The 25344-nt window shown below is 59.1% G+C and carries 22 protein-coding genes and 6 tRNA genes; 25 read left to right on the top strand and 3 right to left on the bottom strand.

Going from position 1 to position 25344, the window contains the following annotated elements; genetic code table 11:
* Nucleotides 1-232 precede the first annotated feature (232 nt).
* Complete coding sequence (gene nagE / locus V8N38_RS05800; protein ID WP_060423598.1) at nt 233-2269, bottom strand: N-acetylglucosamine-specific PTS transporter subunit IIBC; 2037 nt, start codon at nt 2267-2269, stop codon at nt 233-235.
* Nucleotides 2270-2603: 334 nt separating this feature from the next.
* Between nagE and nagB the strand changes: the two genes are divergently transcribed.
* The 12 genes from nagB to V8N38_RS05740 all read left to right on the top strand — a co-directional run bounded on the left by nagB (nt 2604) and on the right by V8N38_RS05740 (nt 11022).
* Nucleotides 2604-3404: a glucosamine-6-phosphate deaminase gene (gene nagB, locus V8N38_RS05795; protein ID WP_004939952.1), complete on the top strand. Its 801-nt coding sequence runs from the start codon at nt 2604-2606 to the stop codon at nt 3402-3404.
* 18 nt (nt 3405-3422) lie between these two features.
* Nucleotides 3423-4562, top strand: a complete 1140-nt coding sequence (nagA, locus tag V8N38_RS05790) for an N-acetylglucosamine-6-phosphate deacetylase (protein WP_060440516.1) — start codon at nt 3423-3425, stop codon at nt 4560-4562.
* A 27-nt stretch (nt 4563-4589) separates the two neighbouring features.
* The gene (nagC, locus tag V8N38_RS05785) at nt 4590-5810 is read left to right on the top strand and encodes a DNA-binding transcriptional regulator NagC (protein ID WP_004939956.1); all 1221 of its coding nucleotides are present in this window, start codon (nt 4590-4592) and stop codon (nt 5808-5810) included.
* A 67-nt stretch (nt 5811-5877) separates the two neighbouring features.
* Nucleotides 5878-6630, top strand: a complete 753-nt coding sequence (locus V8N38_RS05780) for an HAD-IIA family hydrolase (RefSeq protein WP_004939957.1) — start codon at nt 5878-5880, stop codon at nt 6628-6630.
* Between the two features lie 188 nt (nt 6631-6818).
* On the top strand, nt 6819-8258 hold the full coding sequence (locus V8N38_RS05775; RefSeq protein WP_147839424.1) for a carbohydrate-binding protein: 1440 nt from the start codon (nt 6819-6821) through the stop codon (nt 8256-8258).
* 284 nt (nt 8259-8542) lie between these two features.
* A complete protein-coding gene (gene asnB / locus V8N38_RS05770; protein ID WP_004939961.1) occupies nt 8543-10207 on the top strand; it encodes an asparagine synthase B in 1665 nt (554 codons plus the stop codon).
* A gap of 218 nt (nt 10208-10425) precedes the next feature.
* Nucleotides 10426-10502 (top strand) — tRNA-Met (locus V8N38_RS05765).
* A gap of 15 nt (nt 10503-10517) precedes the next feature.
* Nucleotides 10518-10602: transfer RNA gene (locus V8N38_RS05760), tRNA-Leu, on the top strand.
* Between the two features lie 30 nt (nt 10603-10632).
* Nucleotides 10633-10707: transfer RNA gene (locus V8N38_RS05755), tRNA-Gln, on the top strand.
* Nucleotides 10708-10750: 43 nt separating this feature from the next.
* A tRNA-Gln gene (locus tag V8N38_RS05750) sits at nt 10751-10825 on the top strand.
* Between the two features lie 41 nt (nt 10826-10866).
* Nucleotides 10867-10943 (top strand) — tRNA-Met (locus tag V8N38_RS05745).
* A 4-nt stretch (nt 10944-10947) separates the two neighbouring features.
* Nucleotides 10948-11022: transfer RNA gene (locus V8N38_RS05740), tRNA-Gln, on the top strand.
* 87 nt (nt 11023-11109) lie between these two features.
* On the opposite strand, the gene ubiF is transcribed toward V8N38_RS05740, so the two are convergent.
* Nucleotides 11110-12291, bottom strand: coding sequence for a 3-demethoxyubiquinol 3-hydroxylase (gene ubiF, locus V8N38_RS05735; RefSeq protein WP_055316092.1), 1182 nt, complete (start codon nt 12289-12291; stop codon nt 11110-11112).
* Nucleotides 12292-12488: 197 nt separating this feature from the next.
* On the opposite strand from ubiF, the gene miaB reads away from it, so the two are divergent.
* From miaB to V8N38_RS05670, 13 genes are all read left to right on the top strand, one after another.
* Nucleotides 12489-13913, top strand: a complete 1425-nt coding sequence (gene miaB / locus V8N38_RS05730) for a tRNA (N6-isopentenyl adenosine(37)-C2)-methylthiotransferase MiaB (protein ID WP_038877474.1) — start codon at nt 12489-12491, stop codon at nt 13911-13913.
* Between the two features lie 118 nt (nt 13914-14031).
* Nucleotides 14032-14367 carry a zinc ribbon domain-containing protein YjdM gene (locus V8N38_RS05725; RefSeq protein WP_004939967.1) on the top strand — a complete coding sequence of 112 codons (336 nt, stop codon included), beginning with the start codon at nt 14032-14034 and terminating at the stop codon, nt 14365-14367.
* Nucleotides 14368-14601: 234 nt separating this feature from the next.
* Nucleotides 14602-15657 (top strand): PhoH family protein, encoded by a 1056-nt coding sequence (locus V8N38_RS05720; RefSeq protein ID WP_025301852.1) that lies wholly within the window; start codon nt 14602-14604, stop codon nt 15655-15657.
* Nucleotides 15654-16127, top strand: coding sequence for an rRNA maturation RNase YbeY (gene ybeY / locus V8N38_RS05715; protein ID WP_033637441.1), 474 nt, complete (start codon nt 15654-15656; stop codon nt 16125-16127). The genes V8N38_RS05720 and ybeY overlap by 4 nt, the downstream gene beginning before the upstream one ends.
* 85 nt (nt 16128-16212) lie before the next feature.
* A complete protein-coding gene (gene corC / locus V8N38_RS05710) occupies nt 16213-17091 on the top strand; it encodes a CNNM family magnesium/cobalt transport protein CorC (protein WP_004939973.1) in 879 nt (292 codons plus the stop codon).
* 7 nt (nt 17092-17098) lie between these two features.
* Nucleotides 17099-18628, top strand: coding sequence for an apolipoprotein N-acyltransferase (gene lnt, locus V8N38_RS05705; protein ID WP_060423584.1), 1530 nt, complete (start codon nt 17099-17101; stop codon nt 18626-18628).
* A 392-nt stretch (nt 18629-19020) separates the two neighbouring features.
* Nucleotides 19021-19917, top strand: a complete 897-nt coding sequence (locus V8N38_RS05700; protein WP_038877465.1) for an amino acid ABC transporter substrate-binding protein — start codon at nt 19021-19023, stop codon at nt 19915-19917.
* 212 nt (nt 19918-20129) lie between these two features.
* Complete coding sequence (locus V8N38_RS05695; RefSeq protein ID WP_019454074.1) at nt 20130-20870, top strand: amino acid ABC transporter permease; 741 nt, start codon at nt 20130-20132, stop codon at nt 20868-20870.
* Entirely contained in the window at nt 20870-21544 is a 675-nt protein-coding gene (gene gltK, locus V8N38_RS05690; RefSeq protein WP_004939982.1) for a glutamate/aspartate ABC transporter permease GltK, read from the top strand. The genes V8N38_RS05695 and gltK overlap by 1 nt, the downstream gene beginning before the upstream one ends.
* Nucleotides 21544-22269, top strand: a complete 726-nt coding sequence (locus V8N38_RS05685; protein WP_019454076.1) for an amino acid ABC transporter ATP-binding protein — start codon at nt 21544-21546, stop codon at nt 22267-22269. Before gltK ends, V8N38_RS05685 begins: the two co-directional genes overlap by 1 nt.
* A 194-nt stretch (nt 22270-22463) precedes the next feature.
* Entirely contained in the window at nt 22464-22925 is a 462-nt protein-coding gene (locus V8N38_RS05680) for a hypothetical protein (RefSeq protein WP_060423582.1), read from the top strand.
* A gap of 99 nt (nt 22926-23024) precedes the next feature.
* Entirely contained in the window at nt 23025-23957 is a 933-nt protein-coding gene (gene rihA, locus V8N38_RS05675; RefSeq protein WP_087763321.1) for a pyrimidine-specific ribonucleoside hydrolase RihA, read from the top strand.
* A 148-nt stretch (nt 23958-24105) separates the two neighbouring features.
* Nucleotides 24106-24810 carry an FMN-dependent NADH-azoreductase gene (locus V8N38_RS05670; RefSeq protein ID WP_060440522.1) on the top strand — a complete coding sequence of 235 codons (705 nt, stop codon included), beginning with the start codon at nt 24106-24108 and terminating at the stop codon, nt 24808-24810.
* Between the two features lie 40 nt (nt 24811-24850).
* Here the strand turns inward: V8N38_RS05670 and V8N38_RS05665 are convergent, their stop codons facing one another.
* Nucleotides 24851-25333 (bottom strand): zinc ribbon-containing protein, encoded by a 483-nt coding sequence (locus tag V8N38_RS05665; protein ID WP_025301844.1) that lies wholly within the window; start codon nt 25331-25333, stop codon nt 24851-24853.
* Between the last annotated feature and the right edge of the window lie 11 nt (nt 25334-25344).

The raw sequence follows: 25344 nt of genomic DNA, 5'->3' as shown, positions 1-25344 counted from the left end.
TCCTCAATGCAAAGCGCTACACATAACCGCCTATGATCCAACAAGCCACGTCTGGAAACAACCGTTTGTTTCACGAAAAATGCGGCGCGTTGCACCGTCGGCGCGCAGCGCACCGCCGTGGGGCGAAACGAAATAAAAAAAGCGGGAAGAGATCGCTCTCTTCCCGCCAAGTCGGGGCAAACTCCGCCATGATGCGTGGCCGGCCCCCGGTACTACTCAGGTAAAAACGGCCTTACTTTTGGATCTCGTACAGCTTGGTCTGACCGGCGACGACAGAGCCGCTGGCCAGCGCCGCCAGGCCGGCGTAGTCGTCAGAGTTGCTGACCACCACCGGGCTTATCATCGAACGCGCGTTGGCGTTCAGATAATCCAGATCCAGTTCCAGAATCGGTTGACCGGCTTTCACTTCCGCGCCCTCTTCCACCAGGCGTTTGAAGCCCTGGCCTTCCAGCGCGACGGTGTCGATCCCCATGTGCACCACGATCTCGGCGCCCTTGTCGGTTTCCAGGCAGAACGCGTGGTTGGTATTGAAGATTTTCACCACGGTGCCGTCCGCCGGCGCCACGACGATGTTGTCGGTCGGGCGAATCGCCAGGCCGTCACCTACCGCCTTGCTGGCGAAAGCTTCGTCCGGCACCTGATCGAGCGCCACGACTTCACCGGTCACCGGCGCCACCAGCGTTTCAAACGCGACTTTCGGTGCGTTCGGTACCGCCTGCGGTTTGGCTTCCGCAGCAGGAGCCGCCGCCGGGGCCGCCGCTGCCGCTACCGGGCCGGCTGCAATCACGTTGCGCATTGCGCTGGCGATAAGTTCAGCACGGGTGCCGACGATCACTTGCACGCTCTGCTTGTTCAGACGGATAACACCGGATGCGCCGAGGCGTTTCGCCAATGCGTCGTTCACCAGCGCGGAGTCTTTCACGTTCAAACGCAGGCGAGTGATGCAGGCATCGATGCCGGTCAGGTTGTCGGAACCACCGATCGCGCCGACGTAGCGACGGGCCAGCGTGGTAGTTTCGTTCTCGTCTTTACCGGCGTTGCTGTTGACGTTGACGTCATAACCGTCGGTTTCGTCACCGGCAACCGCCAGCTCGCGGCCCGGGGTCATCAGGTTGAACTTGTTGATGGTGAAGCGGAACACCACATAGTAGATAACGAAGAACACCAGACCTTGCGGGATCAGCATGTACCAGTGGGTCGCCAACGGGTTGCGCGACGACAGCACCATATCCACCAAACCGGCGCTGAAGCCGAAACCGGCAATCCAGTGCATGCTGGCGGCGATGAAGACGGAAATCCCGGTCAAGATCGCGTGAAGCACATACAGCACCGGCGCCACAAACATGAAGGAGAATTCCAGCGGTTCGGTGATGCCGGTAAAGAAGGCAGCGAATGCCCCCGCCATCATGATCCCCAGCACTTTCGCCTTATTCTCAGGGCGCGCGCAGTGATAGATAGCCAGCGCTGCGCCCGGCAGACCAAACATCATGATCGGGAAGAAGCCCGCCTGATAACGGCCGGTGATGCCGACGACCGCTTTACCGGCTTCGATCGACTGCTGGCCGCCAAGGAAGTTAGGGATATCGTTGATGCCGGCCACGTCGAACCAGAACACCGAGTTCAGCGCGTGGTGCAGGCCGACCGGGATCAGCAGACGGTTGAAGAAGGCATAGATGCCCGCGCCGACGGAGCCCAATTTCTGGATGTGTTCGCCGAAGCTCACCAGAGCGCCGAACACCACTGGCCAGACATACATCAGGATGTAAGCGACCAGGATCATCAGGAAGGAAATGAGGATCGGCACCAGACGGCGGCCGCTGAAGAACGACAGCGCCTTAGGCAGCTCGACGCCGCTGAAGCGGTTGTACACTTCGGCGGAGATGATACCCACCAGAATACCGACGAACTGGTTTTCAATTTTGCCGAACGCGGCAGGCACCTGGTCGAGGGGGATCTTCTGAATCATCGACACGGCGGCCGGTGAACAGAGGGTGGTCAGCACCAGGAAACCGACGAAGCCGGTCAGTGCGGCAGAGCCGTCCTTGTCTTTGGACATGCCGTAGGCCACACCGATGGCGAACAGCACGGCCATATGATCGATAATGGCTGAACCGGATTTGATAAATAATGCGGCAAGCGCGTTGTCGCCGCCCCAACCAACAGGGTCAATCCAGTACCCGACGCCCATCAAGATGGCGGCGGCAGGCAGCGTGGCGACCGGCACCATCAGCGCCCGTCCCACCTTTTGCAAATAACTAAGAATGTTCACCTTTTCCCCCTATGTTGTCCGCGGACGGACCCTATTAGTAGTTTATTTGGATCTCTCACTACCTTTTTAGAAACAATGCTTGGCACGTATCACTCATGCCGAGTGTAAAAAATTTATTTTGTATCGCAAATTAAAACCTCCCTTTTTGTGATAAATATCACCAAAAAGTAGTCTTTCCCTCCCAGATTGCTGGCCATCACACAAAACTTATTTTATCATTCAAAAAATCAACCGAACGGACGATTCACGCGAGAATCATAAAGCTGGGTTACGCTTAGGACTCCCGCAGGCCCGTACAGTATAGCTTTAGTTTACTTATCCCAAGAGGTGTTAGATGAGACTTATCCCACTGAAAGATACCGCACAAGTCGGCAAATGGGCCGCGCGTCATATCGTTCAACGCATCAACGCATTCAAGCCAACCGCAGAGCGCCCGTTTGTCCTCGGCCTGCCCACCGGCGGCACGCCGCTGGAAGCCTACAAACATCTGATTGCGATGCACAAAGCAGGTGAAGTAAGCTTTAAGCATGTTGTGACTTTCAACATGGACGAGTACGTTGGCCTGCCGCAGGAACACCCGGAAAGCTACCACACCTTCATGTACCGCAACTTCTTTGACCACGTTGATATCCCTCGCGAAAATATCAACCTGCTGAACGGCAACGCCGCGGATGTCGACGCCGAGTGCCGCCAGTACGAAGAGAAGATCAAGTCTTACGGCAAAATTAACCTGTTCATGGGCGGCGTGGGCATCGACGGCCATATCGCGTTCAACGAGCCGGCTTCGTCCCTGGCTTCACGCACCCGCATCAAAACGCTGACCGAAGACACCCGCATCGCCAACTCGCGCTTCTTCGGCGGCGACGTCAGCCTGGTGCCGAAATATGCGCTGACCGTCGGCGTGGGCACGCTGCTGGACGCGGAAGAAGTGATGATCCTGGTGACCGGCCACGCCAAGGCGCAGGCGCTGGAAGCCGCGGTGGAAGGCAACATCAACCACATGTGGACCATCAGCTGCCTGCAGCTGCACGCCAAAGCGGTGGTGGTGTGCGACGAGCCGGCCACCATGGAGCTGAAAGTCAAAACCGTTAAATATTTCCGCGAGTTAGAAGCGGAAAGCGTGAAAAGTCTTTAATCTTTGCAGGGGGCTACGATGTTCGCTTTAACCCACGGCCGAATCTATACCGGCCACGACGTACTTGATGACCATGCAGTCATTATCGCTGATGGGCTGATCGAGAGAGTCTGCCCGGCGGCTGAATTGCCCGCCGGCATCGAAACGCGCGACCTGGGTGGCGCCATCCTGGCCCCCGGGCTGATCGACGTGCAGCTGAACGGCTGCGGCGGCGTCCAGTTCAACGATTCGCTGGAAGCGATTTCGGAAGAAACGCTGGAGATTATGCAGCGCGCCAACGAGAAATCCGGCTGCACCAGCTATCTGCCGACGCTGATCACCAGCAGCGACGAATTCATGAAGCACAGCGTCGACGTGATGCGCGCTTATCTGAAAAAGCACCAAAACCAGGCGCTGGGCCTGCACCTGGAAGGGCCGTACCTCAGCCCGGTGAAAAAAGGCACCCATAACCCGGCGTTCATTCGCAAGCCAACTCAGGACATGATCGATTACCTGTGCGCCAACGCCGACGTGATCACCAAGGTGACGCTGGCGCCGGAAATGGTTGAGCCGCACGTTATCGAGCAGCTGACCAAGGCCGGCATCGTGGTCTCCGCCGGCCACTCGAACGCCACCTACGATCAGGCGCGCACCGGCTTCGCCGCCGGCATCAGCTTCGCCACCCACCTGTACAACGCCATGCCGTATATCACCGGCCGCGAACCTGGGCTGATGGGGGCGATCTTCGATACGCCGGAGGTCTATACCGGCATCATCGCCGACGGCCATCACGTGGCCTGGGCGAGTATCCGTAACGCCAAACGCCTGAAAGGTGATAAATTGGTATTGGTCACCGACGCGACCGCACCGGCAGGTGCAGATATTGACCAATTTATTTTCGCCGGTAAAACAATATACTATCGGGATGGGCTGTGCGTGGATGAGAACGGTACCCTGAGCGGTTCCGCACTGACCATGATCGAAGCGGTGCAAAACAGCGTCGAGCATATCGGCATCGCGCTGGACGAAGCGCTGCGCATGGCAACGCTGTATCCGGCGCGCGCCATCGGCGTCGAGCAGCGTCTGGGCACCATCGAAGCCGGCAAGGTGGCTAACCTGACCGCCTTCACCCGTGATTTCAAGATCACCAAAACGCTCGTTAACGGTAACGAGGTTTAATTCAATGAACAGCGAGTAACATTATTGATGAGCACTGGCGGACAAGCACAAATAGGGAACGTTGACTTAGTCAAACAGCTTAACGGCGCGGCAGTTTACCGCCTGATCGACCAGCAGGGCCCGATCTCGCGCATTCAAATTGCCGAACTCAGCCAGCTTGCTCCCGCCAGCGTCACCAAAATTACTCGCCAGCTGCTGGAGCGCGGGCTGATCAAAGAAGTCGATCAGCAAGCCTCCACCGGCGGTCGCCGCGCGATCTCCATCGTGTCGGAAACCCGTCATTTCCATACCGTCGCGGTACGTCTCGGCCGCCACGACGCCACCATCACCCTGTATGACATGAGCGGTAAATCGCTCAGCGAAGAACACTATCCGCTGCCGGAACGCACCCAGGAAACGCTGGAAAATGCGCTGTTCGCCGCCATCGCCCAATTCATCGAAGCAAACCAGCGCCGCCTGCGCGAGCTGATCGCCATCGCGGTGATCCTGCCCGGCCTGGTGGATCCGGCGCTGGGCGTGGTGCGCTACATGCCGCACATCAGCGTCAGCAACTGGGCGCTGGTCGACAACCTGCAGCAGCGCTTCAACGTCACCAGCTTCGTCGGCCACGACATCCGCAGCCTGGCGCTGGCGGAGCACTACTTCGGCGCTACCCGCGACTGCGAAGACTCTATTCTGGTGCGCCTGCACCGCGGCACCGGCGCCGGCATCATCGTCAACGGGCAGATTTTTCTCGGCAATAACGGCAACGTCGGCGAAATCGGCCATATCCAGATCGATCCGCTGGGTGAACGCTGCCACTGCGGCAACTTCGGCTGCCTGGAAACCGTAGCCGCCAACGCGGCGATCGAACAGCGCGTGCGCCAGCTGCTGAGCCAGGGCTACCCGAGCAAACTGACGCTGGAAGACTGCGGCATCAACGCCATCTGCAAGGCCGCCAACCGCGGCGATCTGCTGGCCAGCGAAGTGATCGAACACGTCGGTCGCTATCTGGGCAAGGCGGTGGCCATCGCCATCAACCTGTTCAACCCGCAGAAGGTGGTGATCGCCGGTGAGATCACCGAAGCGGACAAGGTGCTGCTGCCGGCGATCCAGAGCTGCATCAATACCCAGGTGCTGAAGGACTTCCGCAAAAATCTGCCGGTGGTGACCTCCGAACTCAATCATCGCTCGGCGATCGGCGCTTTCGCCCTGGCCAAACGCGCGATGCTCAACGGCGTGCTCTTGCAGCGATTGCTGGAAAGCTGATCCGCCGCTTCTGGCAGGTGTGTTATCGTCACCCCTTGCCTGCCGTAATCATGAGAAACAGCGACAAATGAAAATCAAAAACGTTATATGCGATATCGACGGCGTGCTGCTGCATGACAATACGCCGGTGCCCGGCGCCGATCTGTTCCTGGCGCGCATCCAGGAACAAGGCATGCCGCTGGTGGTGCTGACCAACTACCCGTCACAGACCGCGCAGGATCTGGCGAACCGCTTCGCCGCCGCCGGGCTGGAAGTGCCGGAGAGCGCGTTCTATACCTCGGCGATGGCCACCGCCGATTTCCTGCGCCGCCAGGAAGGCAAAAAAGCCTACGTGGTCGGCGAAGGCGCTCTGATCCATGAGCTGTACAAAGCCGGTTTCACCATCACCGACATCAACCCGGATTTCGTGATCGTCGGTGAAACCCGCTCTTACAACTGGGACATGATGCACAAGGCCGCCTACTTCGTCAGTAACGGCGCACGCTTTATCGCCACCAACCCGGATAGCCACGGCCACGGCTTCTCGCCGGCCTGCGGCGCGCTGTGCGCCCCCATCGAGAAGATCACCGGCCGCAAGCCGTTTTACGTCGGCAAGCCCAGCCCGTGGATCATTCGCGCCGCATTGAACAAAATGCAGGCGCACTCGGAAGAGACGGTGATCGTCGGCGACAACCTGCGCACCGACATTCTGGCGGGCTTCCAGGCCGGTCTGGAAACCGTGCTGGTGCTGTCCGGCGTCTCCACGCTGAGCGACATTGAAACCATGCCGTTCCGCCCGAGCTACGTCTACCCTTCCGTTGCCGATATCACCATCTTCTGATGCATTTATGGCGGCTGCCCGGCCGCCATTATTTTCTCTTCCTGACCGCAGTTTGAATTTAATTCGTTCATGGCCGCAAAAGGTTTCAGCCTGCCTGCGCTAAAAATCCTCATTATAACCTTACGCCCCGCCAATAGCTGATATTGCCGGCCAGCGGAAAACCTTTCCCCCTAATTAATGAGGCTACCATGAGCACAAATAACATGATTAATGCCGCCGCCGATGACGCAGCCATTATGCCGACTATCGCCAATAAAAAAATCCTGATGGGTTTTTGGCACAACTGGGCCGCCGGTGCCAGTGACGGCTATCAGCAAGGCCAGTTCGCCAATATGAACCTGACCGACATTCCCGCCGAATACAACGTGGTGGCCGTCGCCTTTATGAAAGGCCAGGGCATCCCAACCTTCAAACCGTACAACCTGTCCGACGCCGAGTTCCGCCGCCAGGTGGGCGTGCTGAACAGCCAGGGCCGCGCGGTGCTGATCTCCCTCGGCGGCGCAGACGCGCATATCGAGCTGAAAACCGGCGACGAAGATAAGCTGAAAGACGAGATTATTCGTCTGGTGGAAGTCTATGGCTTCGACGGCCTGGATATCGATTTGGAACAGGCGGCAATCGGTGCGGCCAATAATAAAACCGTCTTGCCTGCGGCATTGAAAAAAGTAAAAGACTATTACGCCGCGCAGGGGAAAAACTTTATTATCAGCATGGCGCCGGAATTCCCGTATTTACGCACCAACGGCACCTACCTGGATTATATCAACGCCCTCGAAGGCTATTATGACTTTATCGCGCCGCAATATTATAACCAGGGTGGCGACGGTATTTGGGTGGACGAACTCAACGCCTGGATCACGCAGAATAACGACGCCATGAAAGAGGACTTCCTCTACTACCTGACGGAAAGCCTGGTCACCGGCACCCGCGGCTATGCAAAGATCCCGGCCGCAAAATTCGTCATCGGCCTGCCGAGCAACAACGACGCCGCCGCCACCGGCTACGTGATCGATAAACAGGCGGTATATAACGCTTTCTCGCGTCTCGACGCCAAGAACCTGTCGATCAAGGGCCTGATGACCTGGTCAATCAACTGGGACAACGGTAAGAGCAAAGCCGGCGTGGCCTACAACTGGGAATTCAAAACCCGCTACGCGCCGCTGATTCAGGGCGGCGTTACCCCACCGCCGGGAAAACCTAATGCACCGACTGCGCTGACGGTCGCCGAGCTGGGCGCCACCTCGCTGAAGCTGAGCTGGGCCGCCGCCACCGGCGCCTTACCGATCGCCAGTTACACCGTCTACCGCAACGGCACCCCGATCGGCCAGACCGCCGGCCTGTCGCTGGCCGACAGCGGCCTGACCCCGGCCACCCAGTACAGCTACTTCGTTACCGCCACCGACAGCCAGGGCAATACCTCGCTGCCGAGCAGCGCGCTGGCGGTTAAAACCGCCAACGACGGCACGCCACCCGATCCGGGGGCGCCCGAGTGGCAGAACAACCACAGCTACAAAGCCGGCGACGTGGTGAGTTATAAAGGCAAGAAATACACCTGTATCCAGGCGCACACCTCCAACGCCGGCTGGACGCCGGACGCCGCCTTCACCCTGTGGCAGCTTATCGCCTAATCGCTAATCGATTGCCGGCCAAACCGGCCGGCAATCCCGTCATCACGCTAAAAATTGCATAATCGTTAAATTTTCCCGCCAATAACTGAAAATCCGTTAAAAATCGCAGCCACGCAAACAACTATTTCTCAGCGTATGGCTAAAACGCTTGCATTACCTGCAGCTTTAGGCGCATTTTCATAACCACAGCGCAGCAAAACCGCGTTATCGCTGATGAATCGGCAATGCTGCCCATAACAGTAAAAAACAACATCACAGTCATGAAAGCCCGTTAGGAGAGTTGTATGTGTTCTATTTTCGGTGTGCTCGATCTGAAGTCCGATCCCGTTGAACTGCGTAAGAAAGCGCTGGAGCTGTCGCGTCTGATGCGCCACCGCGGCCCGGATTGGTCCGGCGTTTACGCCAGCGACAAAGCCATTTTGGCCCACGAACGCCTGTCGATCGTCGACGTCAACAACGGCGCTCAACCGCTGTACAACGCCGCGCACACCCACGTTCTGGCGGTCAACGGCGAAATTTACAACCACCAGGCGCTGCGCCAACAGCTGAGCGACCGCTACGCGTTCCAGACCGGGTCCGACTGTGAAGTGATCCTGGCGCTGTACCAGGAGAAAGGCCCGGATTTCCTCGACGATCTGCAAGGCATGTTCGCCTTCGCCCTGTATGACACCGAAAAAGACGCTTACCTGATCGGCCGCGATCACCTGGGCATCATCCCGCTGTACATGGGCCACGATGAGCACGGCAACCTGTACGTCGCCTCGGAAATGAAGGCGCTGGTGCCGGTGTGCCGCACCATCAAGGAATTCCCGGCCGGCAGCTACCTGTGGAGCCAGGACGGTGAGATCCGCGAATACTATCGCCGCGACTGGTTCGATTACGACAGCGTCAAAGACAACGTGACCGACGCCGCCGCCTTGCGCACCGCGCTGGAAGAGTCGGTGAAAAGCCACCTGATGTCCGACGTGCCTTACGGCGTGCTGCTGTCGGGCGGGTTGGATTCCTCGGTCATCTCGGCGATCACCAAGAAGTACGCCGCGCGCCGCGTGGAAGATCAGGAGCGCAGCGAAGCCTGGTGGCCGCAGCTGCACTCCTTCGCCGTCGGTCTGGAAGGCTCGCCGGATCTGCGCGCCGCGCAGGAGGTCGCCAACCATCTGGGCACCGTGCACCATGAGATCCACTTCACCGTGCAGGAAGGCCTGGACGCCATCCGCGACGTGATTTACCACATCGAAACCTATGACGTCACCACCATTCGCGCCTCGACGCCAATGTACCTGATGTCGCGCAAAATCAAGGCGATGGGTATCAAGATGGTGCTCTCCGGCGAAGGCGCGGACGAAGTGTTCGGCGGCTACCTTTACTTCCATAAGGCGCCGGACGCCCGCGAATTCCACGAAGAGACCGTGCGCAAGCTGCTGGCGCTGCATATGTTCGACTGCGCGCGCGCCAACAAGGCGATGTCCGCCTGGGGCGTTGAGGCCCGCGTGCCGTTCCTGGACAAGAAATTCCTCGACGTGGCGATGCGCATCAACCCGAAAGATAAAATGTGCGGCAACGGCAAAATGGAAAAACACATCGTCCGCGAATGTTTCGAGTCCTATTTGCCGGCCAGCGTGGCCTGGCGCCAAAAAGAGCAGTTCTCCGACGGCGTCGGCTACAGCTGGATCGACACGCTAAAAGAGGTCGCTGCGCAGCAAATCAGCGATCAACAGCTCGAAACCGCGCGTTTCCGCTTCCCGTACAACACGCCGACCTCGAAAGAAGGCTACCTGTACCGCGAGATCTTCGAGGAGCTGTTCCCGCTGCCGAGCGCCGCCGAATGCGTGCCGGGCGGCCCGTCCGTCGCCTGTTCGTCCGCCAAGGCCATCGAATGGGACGAATCGTTCAAGAAGATGGACGATCCTTCCGGCCGCGCCGTCGGCGTGCACCAAGCCGCCTATAAATAATCGCGCGGCGTTTTCCCCAAGGCGGGCCTTTTGGCCCGCCTTTTTGTTGCCTTTTCCCCCCGCCAACTGCCTGAATTGCCGATTTTATCGCCATAATGTTCACAACCCAGACAAACGGCGCTTCCCGGCACTTTTTCGGGAAAAAACTTGTTGACGCAAATCGGTCATATACGCATAATGCGCCCCGCAACGCCGATGAAGGCAAAGCAAAAAAAGAGGGCTACGTAGCTCAGCTGGTTAGAGCACATCACTCATAATGATGGGGTCACAGGTTCGAATCCCGTCGTAGCCACCATCTCTTTTTTGCATTGCGGGAGTGGCGAAATTGGTAGACGCACCAGATTTAGGTTCTGGCGCCGCAAGGTGTGCGAGTTCAAGTCTCGCCTCCCGCACCATTTCTCTTCATCGTCGGCGCAGTATGTTGATGGGGTATCGCCAAGCGGTAAGGCACCGGTTTTTGATACCGGCATTCCCTGGTTCGAATCCAGGTACCCCAGCCATATTCTTTCGGGAATGGGTTTCAACATAAGATTTGTTTGCAGGTGGGGTATCGCCAAGCGGTAAGGCACCGGTTTTTGATACCGGCATTCCCTGGTTCGAATCCAGGTACCCCAGCCATAACAAACTGCTTGCAAATCAAAGAAGTAAAAAGTAACATCGGCTACGTAGCTCAGCTGGTTAGAGCACATCACTCATAATGATGGGGTCACAGGTTCAAATCCCGTCGTAGCCACCATAATTGGGGTGTCGCCAAGCGGTAAGGCTCTGGTTTCTGATACCAGCATACCCAGGTTCGAATCCTGGCACCCCAGCCATATTTAGAAAAGCCCGCTTCGGCGGGCTTTTTGCTGTCTGGCGTTCAGCCAATCCTAACGGGCCCAGCCGCAGCTGAGCCCTGTCGGTTACAATCCCAACGCGTACTTCAACGCATGCTCTTTCAGCTTGCCCGCCCGCTGCGCGGCCATCAGCGCCAGATTGCGCGCCACGTTCAGCGGCGCCAGGTTATTGCTGAAAGCGGTATAGAACAGATCCATCCCGCTCTGCATCAGCAGATTGTCGGTACGGCGGCGGCGCTGATAACGCAGCAGTACCGCCTCGCTGCTCCAGTCCTCTCCCTGCTCCCGCGCGTCGCTCAATACGTTCAGCAAGGCATCCACGTCGCGATACCCCAGATTGACGCCCTGCCCCGCCAGCGGGTTGATGGTATGCGCCGCATCCCCCAGCAGTGCCAGCCCCGGCAGCACGTAGCGCTGCGCATGACGCCGCGTCAGCGGGAACGAACCGGCGGCGTGCACCTTGACCGGGCCCAGTCGCGCCGGGAAAGCGGCGGCGATCTCACGCTCCAGCTGCGCCGGCGGCATCGCCTGCAGCTGGCGAATGCGCTGCGGGCTGTCATACCACACCAGCGACGCCCAGCTGTCGTACAGCGGCAGGAAGGCGCGCGGCCCGGACGGGAAGAAACGCTGCCAGGTCACATCCTGCTGCGGCGCGCCGGTATCGACGGTGATCAACATGCACGCCTGACGATACTGCCAGCCGTTGGTGCCGATCGCCGCCAGCTTGCGCACCTGCGAGTTGGCGCCGTCGGCGCCGACAACCAGACGCGCCTGCAGCGTCTCGCCGCCGTCCAGCGTCAGCTGCCAGGCATTGTCCGCCCGCTGCAGCGATTGCAGCCTGGCGGGGCACAGCAGCGTCAGGTTGGCGCACTGCGCGAACTGCTGCCACAGCGCCAGCTGCAGAATGCGGTTTTCCACCATAAAGCCCAGCTCGGGCAGCCCCAGGGACACCGCGTCGAACGCCACGCGCGACGACGCCCATTCCCAGGTCTCCAGCCGGCGATACGGCGCCGTGCGCATCGCCGTCACGGCCTGCCAGGCGCCGAGCTGTTTCAGCAGCCCCACCGAGGTGCAGCCGATAGCGGAAATGCGCAGATCCGGCGGGCTTTGCGCCTCGAACGCCTGCGGCGCCTGATGTTCCAGCAACGCCACCGACCAGCCCGCCTGCGCCAGCCCCAGGGCCGCCGCCGCGCCGACCATGCCGCCGCCCACCACCACCGCGTCATACCGATTTTGAGATGTCTTCATATTGGCTATGTTTTCTGTGTGAATGCTCACCATCCCACCCGGCATGGCGTTTTGCGCAGTGTACCGGATTTTCGCTCCGGCTTCAGGTCGCGCGCCATTTTCCCCCGCGCTGGTCACAACGGCGGCAAATGATTACAATACGCGCCCTGCATGTCGCGTAACGCAACTTTCGCTCCGCACTGAGTAATGGCAAGTCAATGACGAAAAAACTACATATCAAAACCTGGGGCTGCCAGATGAATGAGTATGATTCATCGAAAATGGCCGACCTGTTGAACAGCACGCACGGCTTCGAGTGGACCGAAAACGCCGAAGAGGCGGACGTGCTGCTGCTGAACACCTGCTCGATCCGTGAAAAAGCGCAGGAGAAAGTTTTCGCCATGCTGGGGCGCTGGCGCTTGCTGAAAGAAAAAAATCCGTCGGTGATCATCGGCGTCGGCGGTTGCGTGGCCTCGCAAGAAGGCGAACTGATCCGCAGCCGCGCGCCCTGCGTCGACGTGGTCTTCGGCCCGCAGACCCTGCACCGCCTGCCGGAAATGATCAATCACGTTCAGGGCACCCGCAGCCCGGTGGTCGACATCAGCTTCCCCGAGATCGAAAAATTCGACCGTCTGCCGGAACCGCGCGCCGAAGGCCCGACCGCATTCGTGTCGATCATGGAAGGCTGCAACAAATACTGCACCTTCTGCGTGGTGCCTTACACCCGCGGCGAAGAGGTGAGCCGCCCGAGCGACGACGTGCTGTTCGAAATCGCCCAACTGGCGGCGCAGGGCGTGCGCGAGGTCAACCTGCTCGGCCAAAACGTCAACGCTTACCGCGGCGCCACGCATGACGGCGAGATCTGTTCGTTCGCCGAACTGCTGCGCCTGGTGGCGGCCATCGACGGCATCGATCGCATTCGCTTCACCACCAGCCACCCTATCGAGTTCACCGATGACATCATCGCGGTGTACGAAGACACGCCGGAGCTGGTCAGCTTCCTGCATCTGCCGGTGCAGAGCGGTTCGGATCGCATCCTGACCATGATGAAACGCGCGCACACCGCGCTGGAGTACAAGGCGATTATCCGCAAGCTGCGCAAGGCGCGGCCGGCCATTCAGCTCAGCTCCGATTTCATCGTCGGTTTCCCGGGCGAAAGCCAGGCCGACTTCGAACAGACCATGAACCTGATCGCCGATGTCAATTTCGACGTCAGCTTCAGCTTCATCTATTCGTCGCGCCCGGGCACCCCGGCGGCGGACATGGTCGACGACGTCAGCGAAGAAGAGAAAAAACAGCGGCTGTATATTCTGCAGGATCGCATCAACCAGCAAGCGCTGCAGTTCAGCCGCCGCATGCTCGGCACCGTCCAGCGCATCCTGGTGGAGGGCACCTCGCGCAAAAGCGTGATGGAGCTGGCCGGGCGCACGGAGTGCAACCGTGTGGTAAACTTCGAGGGCACGCCCGACATGATCGGCCAGTTCGTCGACGTGGAAATTACCGAGGTGCTGACCAACACCCTGCGTGGCGCAGTGGTGCGCACCGAACAGCAGATGGATCTGCGCGTACATGAATCCCCGCAGTCGGTGATCGCCCGTACCCGCAAAGAAAACGCGCTGGGCGTCGGCATTTACCAGCCCTGACGCCGCGGCGGCCGCCTTATCGCCGCCCATTCGCGCTACTCCTTACCGTTTCTCCGCCGGGCGCCCGCGCCCGGTGATTTTCTTTTTTATTTTTTTATTGTTGAAGAGGCGACATAACATGCAACTCCCACACTGCCCGAAGTGCAACTCCGAATACACCTACCAGGACAATGCCCTGTTCATCTGCCCTGAGTGCGCCCACGAGTGGAGCGACAGCGCCCCGGCGGAAGATCAGGACGCGCTGATCGTCAAAGACGCCAACGGCAATCTGCTGGCGGACGGCGATGCGGTCACCGTGATCAAAGACCTGAAGGTCAAAGGCAGCTCCTCGATGCTGAAGATCGGCACCAAGGTGAAAAACATTCGCCTGGTCGAAGGCGATCACAACATCGACTGCAAAATCGACGGCTTCGGCCCGATGAAGCTGAAATCCGAGTTCGTGAAAAAGAACTGATTCACGGCGGCCTTGTTCTGTGATGACGCGGCGGGCTTTGCGCCCCGCCGCGTTTTTTCCTTATCTTCCCTTGAATTCCGCCGATGGCGCACAGATAGATCAGCGGTAAACTTGCGCCGTTGCGGCGCACCATGAATAATTCAAGAAAGAGAGTATTCAGGCTCGTCCTGAACGCGCGCGTCCCGAACGCGCTATGTGACATCAACCAGGCCCGATGTGACCTAGAGGAATAGTTTGAACGTCGCAACACAAGAAATTTTGTTAGAGCCCGCAGACAATAAGCGTTTGCTCAGCCTGTGCGGCCCGTTTGATGACAACATCAAGCAACTCGAGCGCCGATTGGGCATTGAAATCAATCGCCGCGACAACCGTTTCAAGCTGGTCGGCAAAAACCTGTGCGTGGTTGCCGCCGCCGATATCCTGCGCCATCTGTACGTGGATACCGCGCCGATTCGCGGCGTGATCCCGGATATCGACCCAGAGCAAATCCACCTGGCTATCAAAGAGAGCCGGGTGTTGGAACAGGTGGCCGACAGCGTGCCGGATTATGGCAAGGCGGTCACCATTAAAACCAAGCGCGGCATGGTGAAACCGCGTACGCCTAACCAGGCGCAGTACATCGCCAACATTCTCGATCACGACATCACCTTCGGCATCGGCCCGGCGGGCACCGGCAAAACCTACCTGGCGGTCGCCGCCGCGGTGGATGCGCTGGAGCGCCAGGAAATTCGCCGCATTTTGCTGACACGCCCTGCGGTCGAAGCCGGCGAAAAACTGGGCTTCCTGCCCGGCGATCTGAGCCAGAAGGTCGATCCTTACCTGCGCCCGCTGTACGACGCCCTGTTCGAGATGCTGGGCTTCGAGCGCGTGGAGAAGCTCATCGAGCGCAACGTGATCGAAGTCGCGCCGCTGGCCTATATGCGCGGCCGTACGCTGAACGACGCCTTTATCATTCTGGATGAGAGCCAGAACACCACCATCGAACAGATGAAGATGTTCCTGACGCGCATCGGCTTCAACTCGAAGGCGGTCATCACCGGCGACGTCACCCAGATCGACCTGCCGCGCAACCAGAAATCCGGCCTGCGCCACGCGGTGGAAGTGCTGTCGGACGTGGAAGAACTGAGCTTCAACTTCTTCCACAGCGAAGACGTGGTGCGCCATCCGGTGGTGGCCCGCGTAGTCATCGCCTATGAGGCCTGGGAAGCGGCCGAACAGAAACGCAAAGACGCGATTGCCGAACAACGTAAGCGCGAGGCGCTCGCCGCCTCCGAGCAGGAGACACCATGAGTCAGGTGATTTTGGATCTGCAGATTGCCTGTGAAAGCGGCGACGGCCTGCCGGATGAGGCCACCTTCCAGCGCTGGCTGGAAGGCGTGCTGCCGCAATTTCAGGAAGAGGCCGAGGTGACCGTGCGTCTGGTGGACGAAGCGGAAAGCCACGAGCTGAACCTGACCTACCGCGGCAAAGACAAGCCGACCAACGTGCTCTCTTTCCCGTTCGAGGCCCCGCCGGGCATCGAGCTGCCGCTGCTCGGCGACCTGATTATCTGCCGCCAGGTGGTTGAACAGGAAGCGATTGAGCAAGGCAAGGCGCTGGAGGCCCACTGGGCGCATATGGTTGTCCATGGCAGTCTTCATCTGCTAGGGTATGACCACATCGAAGACGATGAAGCCGAAGAAATGGAGTCTTTGGAAACCGAAATCATGCACGGACTGGGTTATCCTGATCCGTACCTGGCGGAAAAAGACCCCGTCTGACGTCAGCCGTTTACCCTACAGCCCCCATGCGGGGCTGTCGCTGACGCCCCTTAACTCTGACATGAGTGACAGTAACGAAAACGCCATGAGCGACGACCATTCACAAAGCAATGACAGCCCCAGTCCCAAGAAGGGGTTCTTTACTCTTATCCTTAACCAGCTGTTCCACGGCGAACCCAAAAACCGTGGCGATCTGGTCGAGCTGATCCGTGATTCCGAACAAAACGACCTGATCGATCCCGATACCCGCGACATGCTGGAAGGCGTGATGGATATCGCCGAACAGCGCGTGCGCGACATCATGATCCCCCGCTCCCAGATGGTGACGCTCAAGCGCAACCAGACGCTGGAAGAGTGCCTGGACGTGATTATCGACTCCGCCCACTCGCGCTTCCCGGTGATCAGCGAAGACAAAGATCACATCGAAGGCATCCTGATGGCCAAGGATCTGCTGCCGTTCATGCGCGCAGACTCCGAGCCGTTCAGCATCGACAAGGTGCTGCGCACCGCGGTGGTGGTGCCGGAAAGCAAGCGCGTCGACCGGATGTTGAAAGAGTTCCGCTCCCAGCGCTATCACATGGCGATTGTCATTGACGAATTCGGCGGCGTATCCGGCCTGGTCACCATCGAAGACATTCTGGAACTGATCGTCGGCGAGATCGAAGACGAATACGACGACGAAGACGATCTGGATATCCGCCAGCTCAGCCGCCACATGTACACCGTGCGCGCTCTGGCCCCGATCGAAGACTTCAACGAAGCCTTCGGCACCCATTTCAGCGACGACGAGGTCGATACCATCGGCGGTCTGGTGATGCAGGCCTTCGGTCACCTGCCGGCGCGCGGGGAAACCATTGAAATCGAAGGTTACCTATTTAAAGTTGCCATGGCCGACAGTCGACGTATTATCCAGGTTCATGTAAAAATTCCGGACGATTCTCCACCACCGAAACTGGAAGATTAAATCCAACATGGCTAAAGCCTCATTACTTGAACGCCAGCGGGTTCGCGCCCTGCTGGCGCTGTTGTCAGGTGCCGGCGGGACGCTGGCGTTCTCGCCCTACGACTTCTGGCCCGCGGCCATCGTCTCCCTGTTCGGCCTGCTGGCCGTTACCCTCAATCGCACCACCAAACAGTCTGCCCTGCTCGGCTTTGTCTGGGGCTTCGGGCTGTTCGGCAGCGGCATCAACTGGGTGTATGTCAGCATCGCCGATTTCGGCGGCATGCCTTTCGCCGTCAACGTCTTCCTGGTGGTGCTGCTCGCCGCTTACCTGTCGCTGTATACCGGGCTGTTCGCCGGGCTGCTGACGCGCCTGTGGCCGGCCACCCGCTGGTGGCGGCTGGCCATCGCCGCGCCGGCGCTGTGGCAGGTGACCGAATTCCTGCGCGGCTGGGTGCTGACCGGCTTCCCGTGGCTGCAGTTCGGCTATAGCCAGATCAACGGCCCGCTGAAGGGCATCGCGCCGCTGCTGGGCGTCGACGCCATCACCTTTGTGCTGATGGCCATCGCCGGCCTGCTGGTGTACGCCGTCAATCAGCGCCGCCTGTCGGCTGCGATCATCGCCGCCGCGCTGCTGCTGTTGCCGTGGCCGCTGCGCCAGCTGCAGTGGTTTACTCCGCAGCCGGAGAAAGCGGTGAACGTCGCCATGGTGCAAGGCAACATCGCCCAGTCGATGAAATGGGATCCGAAGGCGCTGGTCAGCACGCTGCAAACCTATCTGGACGAAACCCGTCCGTACGTGGGCAAGGCGCCGATCGTCATCTGGCCGGAGTCCGCCATCCCGGATTATGAAGCCAACCAGAACGGCTTCCTGACCATGATGGACGACCTGATGCGGGCGAAGAACAGCAGCCTGATCACCGGCATCGTCGACGTGCGCGCCACGCCACAGGGCCAGCAGATCTACAACAGCGCCATCGTGCTCGGCGAACCGACGCCGTACAGCTACCCGGCCAAGGATCGCTACAACAAGCACCACCTGGTGCCGTTCGGCGAGTTCGTGCCGCTGGAAACCCTGCTGCGGCCGCTGGCGCCGTTCTTCGATCTGCCGATGTCCTCCTTCAGCCGCGGCGACTACGTGCAGCCGCAGCTCAGCGTACGCGGGTACAACCTGACGGCGGCCATCTGCTACGAAATCGTCCTGGGCCAGCAGGTACGCGATAACTTCCGCCCGGACACCAATTTCCTGCTGACCATCTCCAACGATGCCTGGTTCGGCCACTCTATCGGCCCGTGGCAGCACTTCCAGATGGCGCGCATGCGGGCGCTGGAGCTCGGCCGGCCGCTTCTGCGCAGCACCAACAACGGCGTTACCGCCGCGGTGGATGCGAACGGCGAGGTGATCGCCGAGATCCCGCAGTTTACCCGTCAGGTGCTCGAAGTGAAGGTCACGCCGACCACCGGCGTCACGCCTTACGCACGCTTCGGCGCCACGCCGCTGTGGGTGATAACCCTGCTGCTGGGCGGCTGGGCGCTGATGTTGGGCCTGCGCCGCAAATAGTCCTTCTCGCCGGGGCGCGCCCGCCGCGCCCCGCGTTCTCGTCACTGTCCCCTCCTTGGTCAGAAAACGCCGTTAAATCAACGCGGCTGGCACACTCCTTGCTTTAACTATGGTGACATCGCGCGCCGATTTACTTTTGCTGACGTTTTGTCGCACCTGTGCACATTTTGGGTGCATTGAGCGCACCACGCGGGGGCGTCAGGGTTTCGTTGCATTGATTTGGTGCGCGCGGCGTCTCAAAAAATGAAACATTTTAGTTTCAAGGTATTCACAATCGGTTATTTTTTAACGGCTATCCGTTCTAAGACTATCTTTATAACTTGAGCAATAAATAGTCGATTTAACCTGACGCTCTTTAGTCAGAGCCACCACAACAGCAAAGGAGTTGGACCATGCAAATGCGTAAATTGGCGTTATCGTTACTGCTGCTCGGTATGGCAGGTAGCGTGGCGCATGCGGAAGACCTGTCCGGTACGCTGAAGAAAATCAAAGACAACGGCGTGATCGTTGTCGGCCACCGCGAATCGTCAGTGCCCTTTTCCTACTACGACAACCAACAAAAAGTTGTGGGCTACTCTCAGGACTACTCCAACCAAATCGTTGAAGCTGTTAAGAAAAAACTTAATGCACCGAATCTGCAGGTGAAAATGCTGCCGATTACCTCGCAGAACCGCATCCCGCTGCTGCAAAACGGCACCTATGACTTCGAGTGCGGCTCCACCACCAATAACCTCGAGCGCCAAAAACAGGCCGCCTTCTCCGACACCATTTTCGTGGTCGGCACCCGTCTGCTGGTGAAAAAAGGCTCCGACATCAAAGACTTTAAAGACCTGGCCGGTAAACCGGTGGTGGTCACCTCCGGCACCACCTCCGAAGTGCTGCTGAACAAGCTGAACGACAGCGACAAAATGAACATGCGCATCATCAGCGCCAAAGACCACGGTGACTCCTTCCGCACCCTGGAAAGCGGCCGCGCGGTGGCCTTCATGATGGACGATGCCCTGCTGGCGGGCGAGCGCGCCAAGGCCAAGAAGCCGGATCAGTGGGAAATCATCGGCACGCCGCAGTCGAAAGAAGCCTACGGCTGCATGCTGCGCAAAGACGATCCTGAGTTCAAAAAGCTGGTCGATGACACCATCGCCCAGGCGCAAACCTCCGGTGAAGCGGCCAAGTGGTTTGACAAATGGTTCAAGCAGCCTATTCCACCGAAAAACCTCAACATGAACTTCGAACTCTCGGACGACATGAAGCAGCTGTTCAAAGAGCCTAACGACAAAGCGTTGAACTAAATAGAACAAGAGCCGGGGCGGCCGCAGGCCAAACCGGCCCAGTTGATGACTGGGACAGACAGGTATGAGGGGGGCCGTTCCCCTCCCTCATTTTCCCCAACGCGCATCACCGATCTCCGCACACAACAAGCCAGCCAGACTGGCCGCACGGCGATCGGCGCTCATCAAGTCATCAATCTTCGGCGCCCTGCGCCCGTTTACCGGAGTTTGTTATGTCAATAGATTGGAACTGGGGTATCTTCCTGCAGCAGGCCCCGTTTGGGAACACCACTTACCTCGGCTGGATTTGGTCCGGCTTTCAGGTCACGGTGGCCCTCTCCGTCTGTGCATGGATTATCGCTTTCTTCGTCGGTTCGCTGTTCGGTATCTTGCGTACCGTGCCCAACCGCTTTCTTTCCGCCCTCGGCACCTGTTACGTCGAACTGTTCCGCAACGTGCCGCTGATCGTGCAATTCTTTACCTGGTATCTGGTGATCCCCGAGCTGTTGCCGGCCAATATCGGCACCTGGTTTAAAAGCGAGCTGGATCCCAACGTGCAGTTCTTCGTCTCCTCCATGCTCTGCCTGGGGCTGTTTACCGCCGCCCGCGTATGCGAGCAGGTGCGCGCCGCCATTCAGTCCCTGCCGCGCGGCCAGAAAGCCGCCGGGCTGGCGATGGGCCTGACGCTGCCGCAAACCTACCGCTACGTGCTGCTGCCGAACGCCTACCGGGTGATCGTGCCGCCGATGACCTCGGAAATGCTCAACCTGGTCAAAAACTCCGCCATCGCCTCCACCATCGGGCTGGTGGACATGGCCGCGCAGGCCGGCAAGCTGTTGGATTACTCCGCACACGCCTATGAATCCTTTACCGCCATCACGCTGGCTTATATCGGCATCAACGCCGTTATCATGCTGTTTATGCGTCTGGTCGAAAAGAAAGTGCAGTTGCCTGGCAACCTGGGGAGTAAATAATGTACGAATTTGACTGGGCGTCGATCGTCCCAAGCTTCCCTTATTTGCTGCAGGGCATGGTGATCACGCTGAAGATCACCGTGACCGCCATCGTGGTCGGTATTCTGTGGGGTACCGTGCTGGCGGTGATGCGTCTGTCGCCGTTCAAACCGATCAGCTGGTTCGCCACCCTGTACGTCAACCTGTTCCGCTCGGTGCCGCTGGTGATGGTGCTGCTGTGGTTCTATCTGGTGGTTCCTAGCTTATTACAACAGGTTCTAGGGTTATCGCCGAAAACCGATATTCGCCTGATCTCGGCTATGGTAGCCTTTTCCCTGTTTGAAGCGGCCTATTATTCGGAAATCATCCGCGCCGGCATTATCAGCATCTCGCGCGGCCAATCCTCCGCCGCGCTGGCGCTGGGCATGACCCATTGGCAATCCATGCGGCTGGTGATCCTGCCGCAGGCGTTTCGCGCCATGGTGCCGCTGCTGCTGACCCAGGGCATCGTACTGTTCCAGGATACCTCGCTGGTTTACGTACTGAGCCTGGCCGACTTCTTCCGCACCGCGTCGACCATCGGCGAACGCGACGGCACCCAGGTTGAAATGATCCTGTTCGCCGGCTTTGTCTATTTTGTTATCAGCCTCGCCGCCTCGGCACTGGTAAGCTATTTGAAGAAAAGGACTGTTTGATGATATCCCTGAAAAATGTTTCTAAGTGGTACGGTCACTTTCAGGTGTTGACCGATTGCACCACCGAAGTGAAAAAAGGCGAAGTGGTCGTCGTCTGCGGTCCTTCAGGTTCCGGCAAGTCCACCCTGATCAAAACCGTCAACGGCCTCGAGCCGATCCAGCAGGGCGACATCCTGGTGAACGGCACGCCGGTCAACGACAAGAAAACCAACCTGGCGCAGCTGCGTGCCAAGGTCGGCATGGTGTTCCAACACTTCGAGCTGTTCCCGCACCTGTCTATCATCGACAACCTGACGCTGGCGCAGGTGAAAGTGCTCAAGCGCGACAAGACCGCCTCGCGCGAGAAGGGCCTGAAGCTGCTGGAGCGCGTCGGCCTCTCCGCCCATGCCAACAAGTTCCCCGGTCAGCTGTCCGGCGGCCAGCAGCAGCGCGTCGCCATCGCCCGCGCGCTGTGCATGGATCCTATCGCCATGCTGTTCGATGAACCGACCTCGGCGCTCGATCCGGAAATGATCAACGAAGTGCTGGACGTCATGGTCGAACTGGCGAACGAAGGCATGACCATGATGGTGGTGACCCACGAAATGGGCTTCGCCCGTAAGGTGGCGAATCGGGTGATCTTTATGGACGAAGGCAAAATCGTCGAAGACCGCAACAAAGACGATTTCTTCAACAACCCCGAGTCCGAGCGCGCCAAGGACTTCCTGGCCAAGATCCTGCACTGATCGCGCAGTGCCCTAAACCCAAGCGCCCCAAGGGGCGCTTGTTTTTCGGCACCCATGCGCCTGAATGCCTCTCATTGCCGTCTCAACAAAGTTAGGATTTATCTTAAACTCCCCGTCGCGATGACCGTAAATAACGCGCGATCCTGCAGGCTGTCCTACCTTTGATGATTAACTCACCCACCAGAGAGGCTGGCATGATTCAACTGGTACAAGCGGAGTACAGCATCAAATCCGGTTATCCGATTGTTCGACGCACGTTGGAAGACAAGAAGAAACTGATTGAAAAACCGGGTTTCGGGCCTGAGTCCTGTTGCGCCACCATCGAATACCAGCTGCGCGGCAGCACTCGCTATGCCTTTGGCAATAGCCAGATGAAAATGGAGATGCCGCCGGATATCTACACCCATAACTGGGTCAAGCTACATGCCGAAATGGCCGCGCTGGTTGCGGCGATAAGGCGCATCGAACGCTTTGACGCCGATAAGGAGCAGGTGCCGATCACCAACGTGTATATCGAGCTGCGCCCCTGCGAGGCCAACTGCATGCAGGCACTGCAAAATATCTTGCCCGACGGCACTACCGTCTATTACTCCTTCTTGCACCCAACCGAGGTGGAAGAATGGAAACGCAGCGCTCATGAACTCTGCGGTGTCTGAACGCCTTATCCCGTCGCGCAAACGCCCGGCACTAAAAGCGCTTGTTTCTCCCCGGTTTTGATCCGATGCTCGCTGGATAACAAACAGAGGAGAAAGAACATGCCCCGCCCTATTATCATCGATTGCGATCCCGGCCTCGACGACGCCATCGCGCTGGCTATGGCGCTGCGTTCGCCGGAGCTGGACGTCAAAGCCATCACCACCTCCGCCGGCAACCAGACGCCGGAGAAAACCCTGCATAACGCGCTGGGTCTGTTGACCCTGATGCAGCGCGAGGACATACCGGTCGCCGCCGGTGCCGGCGGCCCGCTAATGCGCGAACTGGTGATCGCCGACTATGTCCACGGCAAAACCGGCATGGGCAACACCCACCTGCCGACGCCGACAATCAAGCCCGATCCCCGCGGCGCCGTCGAGCTGATCGCCGACCTGCTGCGCGCCAGCCCGCAGCCGATAACCCTGGTGGTGACCGGCCCAATGACCAACATCGCTCTGCTGTTGGCCCAGCATGCCGAGCTGAAAAACCGCATCGAGCGCATCGTATTTATGGGCGGCGGCATGAACGCCGGCAATACCACGCCGGTCGCGGAGTTCAACATCTTCGTCGATCCCGAAGCCGCCGAAATGGTGCTGAAATCCGGCGTGCCGCTGACCATGGCCGGGCTGAACGTCACCCATCAGGCGCTGGTGTTGCCGCAGGATATTGAGCGCATTCGCCAGATAGACAATCCGGTCGCGCAGGCGGTCGCGGAGATGCTCGATTTTTACCTGCCGCTGTACCTCAGCCATCCGCGTGGCCTGCCCGGCGCGGCGATGCACGATCCCTGCACCATCGCCTGGCTGTTGGCGCCGCAGCTGTTTACCGGCGTAGAGCGCTGGGTAGGGGTGGAAACCAAAGGGGAATACACCGTCGGCATGACGGTGGTGGACTATTTCCAGCAAACCGGCAACGCGGCCAACGTGGAAGTGCTGACCGGCATCAACCGCGAAGGCTTTATCGATCTGCTGGCCGAGCGCGTAGCGCGTTATTGATCCCATCGGGGCGCGCTCGCGCCCCTCATTCAAGTTTTTTGATTTAACTCAGCGAATTTTTGCGCTATCACTGTTCCTGGCTTGCCTCTACCATGCGTTTACACCGACTGACATCGTTACCGATTAGACTTCGCCTGGAGATAAGCCAATGAGCCGCGTACTGGTCCTGAAATCAAGCATTCTGGGTGAATATTCCCAGTCTGGAAAATTAGTCGATTTTTTTGTTGAACAATGGCGTGAAACTCACCCTGAAGACACATTCACCGTGCGCGATTTGGCCAACCCGACCCTGCCGGAGCTGGATGGCGAAGTGATGGCCGGTTTTACCGCCGGCGACAAGCCGCTGACGCCGCACCAGCAAAGCACCCTGGCGCTGTCCGATGAGCTGATTGCCGAACTGAAGTCGCACGACACGCTGATCATCAGCGCCCCAATGTACAACTTCAACATCCCGACGCAGCTGAAGATCTACTTCGATCTGATCGCCCGCGCCGGCCAGACGTTCCGCTATACCTCCGCCGGCGCCGAAGGGCTGGTGACGGGCAAGAAAGCGATCGTCATCTCCAGCCGCGGCGGCATCCACGCCGACACGCCGACGGATCTGATCACGCCGTACGTGAAGCTGTTCCTGGGCTTTATCGGCATCACCGACGTTGAGTTCGTGCTGGCGGAAGGCTTCGCCTACGGCCCGGAAGCGGCAGAGAAAGCCGCCCAGGACAGCCGCATCGCGGTCGCGCAGAAAATCCCGGCCGGCATCGCCGTAGCGGCCAGCGCACCGGCGCAGGCGCAAGCCGCCCCGGCAGCCGTCAGCGGCGGTTTCCTGAGCAACCTGCTGAAGAAACTGTTCCGTTAAACGCCGGCCTTAACGTTCCCCGCCGCAGCGGGGAACGTCATCAAGGTTCAAACGGCCGGCGCTGGAACTGGTCGTGACCGCATTTCGGGCAGAGCGGCAACACCTCCGGCGTATAGAACGCCAGGTGGTAGTGGCACTGCTCGCACACCAGATTGCCCAGCCCCACCACTTCACCGCTGTGGTAAACGCCGTGGTGGCTGACATCCTTGAACACTTCGCGCCACTCCAGCTGGGTTTTGTCGGTGATATCCGCCAGTTCCTGCCACAGACTCTCTTTGATCACCCGCATAAACACGCTGTCGGTAAACTCATCCCGGCTTTCCTGATAGCTGCGGGCGAACTCTTCCAGATCGCGCCGCACCGCCTGCGTCACCTGCCGTACTTCGTCGCGGGTCAGATCTTCGGCCTCGTTCAACCGCCGCTCCGCGCTGGCCACCAGTTCGTCGATATCGCGTTCACCGTTTTTCAGGCGTTCGGTCAGCGATGCCACCAATTCGCGGTAATACTGAGCAACCTTGTTCATAGACTCTCCTC

The organism is Serratia nevei, assembly GCF_037948395.1.
In the GTDB taxonomy this organism is placed as follows: Bacteria; Pseudomonadota; Gammaproteobacteria; order Enterobacterales; family Enterobacteriaceae; genus Serratia; species Serratia nevei.
Note: the sequence above shows the minus strand (reverse complement) of the source record. Positions and strands in the feature narration are given on the sequence as shown.

Coding starts and splice junctions, on each gene's coding strand:
- V8N38_RS05700 (WP_038877465.1), top strand. CDS start 19,021: ATGCAAATGCGTAAATTGGCGTTATCGTTACTGCTGCTCGGTATGGCA.
- V8N38_RS05775 (WP_147839424.1), top strand. CDS start 6,819: ATGAGCACAAATAACATGATTAATGCCGCCGCCGATGACGCAGCCATT.
- lnt (WP_060423584.1), top strand. CDS start 17,099: ATGGCTAAAGCCTCATTACTTGAACGCCAGCGGGTTCGCGCCCTGCTG.
- nagC (WP_004939956.1), top strand. CDS start 4,590: ATGAGCACTGGCGGACAAGCACAAATAGGGAACGTTGACTTAGTCAAA.
- asnB (WP_004939961.1), top strand. CDS start 8,543: ATGTGTTCTATTTTCGGTGTGCTCGATCTGAAGTCCGATCCCGTTGAA.
- rihA (WP_087763321.1), top strand. CDS start 23,025: ATGCCCCGCCCTATTATCATCGATTGCGATCCCGGCCTCGACGACGCC.
- V8N38_RS05670 (WP_060440522.1), top strand. CDS start 24,106: ATGAGCCGCGTACTGGTCCTGAAATCAAGCATTCTGGGTGAATATTCC.
- V8N38_RS05725 (WP_004939967.1), top strand. CDS start 14,032: ATGCAACTCCCACACTGCCCGAAGTGCAACTCCGAATACACCTACCAG.
- corC (WP_004939973.1), top strand. CDS start 16,213: ATGAGCGACGACCATTCACAAAGCAATGACAGCCCCAGTCCCAAGAAG.
- V8N38_RS05695 (WP_019454074.1), top strand. CDS start 20,130: ATGTCAATAGATTGGAACTGGGGTATCTTCCTGCAGCAGGCCCCGTTT.
- V8N38_RS05665 (WP_025301844.1), bottom strand. CDS start 25,333: ATGAACAAGGTTGCTCAGTATTACCGCGAATTGGTGGCATCGCTGACC.
- gltK (WP_004939982.1), top strand. CDS start 20,870: ATGTACGAATTTGACTGGGCGTCGATCGTCCCAAGCTTCCCTTATTTG.
- ubiF (WP_055316092.1), bottom strand. CDS start 12,291: ATGAAGACATCTCAAAATCGGTATGACGCGGTGGTGGTGGGCGGCGGC.
- V8N38_RS05680 (WP_060423582.1), top strand. CDS start 22,464: ATGATTCAACTGGTACAAGCGGAGTACAGCATCAAATCCGGTTATCCG.
- nagA (WP_060440516.1), top strand. CDS start 3,423: ATGTTCGCTTTAACCCACGGCCGAATCTATACCGGCCACGACGTACTT.
- V8N38_RS05685 (WP_019454076.1), top strand. CDS start 21,544: ATGATATCCCTGAAAAATGTTTCTAAGTGGTACGGTCACTTTCAGGTG.
- V8N38_RS05780 (WP_004939957.1), top strand. CDS start 5,878: ATGAAAATCAAAAACGTTATATGCGATATCGACGGCGTGCTGCTGCAT.
- miaB (WP_038877474.1), top strand. CDS start 12,489: ATGACGAAAAAACTACATATCAAAACCTGGGGCTGCCAGATGAATGAG.
- nagB (WP_004939952.1), top strand. CDS start 2,604: ATGAGACTTATCCCACTGAAAGATACCGCACAAGTCGGCAAATGGGCC.
- ybeY (WP_033637441.1), top strand. CDS start 15,654: ATGAGTCAGGTGATTTTGGATCTGCAGATTGCCTGTGAAAGCGGCGAC.